At 68.5% G+C, this 577-nt stretch carries 1 protein-coding gene and 1 pseudogene; both read left to right on the plus strand.

Translation table 11 applies throughout. From position 1 onward, the window contains the following. Nucleotides 1-271: pseudogene (locus QLQ12_RS46840) on the plus strand (IS5 family transposase); the annotation flags it as partial. A gap of 7 nt (nucleotides 272-278) precedes the next feature. Beyond that, nucleotides 279-577, plus strand: a 299-nt coding sequence (locus QLQ12_RS46845; protein ID WP_282767553.1) for a hypothetical protein, incomplete at its 3' end; no start/stop codon positions are given.

Here is a 577-nt window from a genome sequence, read left to right on the forward strand (position 1 = left end):
TCGACGCCGGGTTCAAGCAGGATTTCGCCCTGCATGGCGCCGTGCTGGGCATCGACGTTGAAGTCGTCAAGCGATCCGACGTCCGGCCCGGGTTCGTGCCAATGAAGAAGCGGTGGCTGGTCGAGCAGGTCAACGGCACGCTGATGCTGCACCGCCGGCTTACCCGCGAGTACGAGAGCGACCCGAATCGCCGGTGTCGCGGACGCTCTGGGCTTCGATGGCCAACATCGTGCGCCGGCTGACCGGCGCCGTCACCCCGAGCTGGCGGTGAACCGCCGGTGCACCTGGCCGCGATCCTCGGCCTGATCGCCGAACGAGAGACCAGCGCCGGTCAGGCCGCCGACCGGCTCCGCGAACAGATCACCGCGCTCACCGCCGAACTTGGCCGCCTCGACAGTGAACTCGCCGACCTGGCGACTACCCACACCACCCTGCGCGACCTTGCGGCCGACCAGTTCACCGACGAGGACCCCACCATCGCCAGCACCCCCTACCAGCAGATCCTCGCCGTTCTCGCCGCGCAACCGACCGGAATGCGGGCTAAAGACATCTGCCTTGCCGTCGGCGTCGACCCCGC

Origin of the sequence: Actinoplanes sandaracinus (assembly GCF_030009775.1) — a bacterium.
GTDB lineage: Bacteria > Actinomycetota > Actinomycetes > Mycobacteriales > Micromonosporaceae > Actinoplanes > Actinoplanes sandaracinus.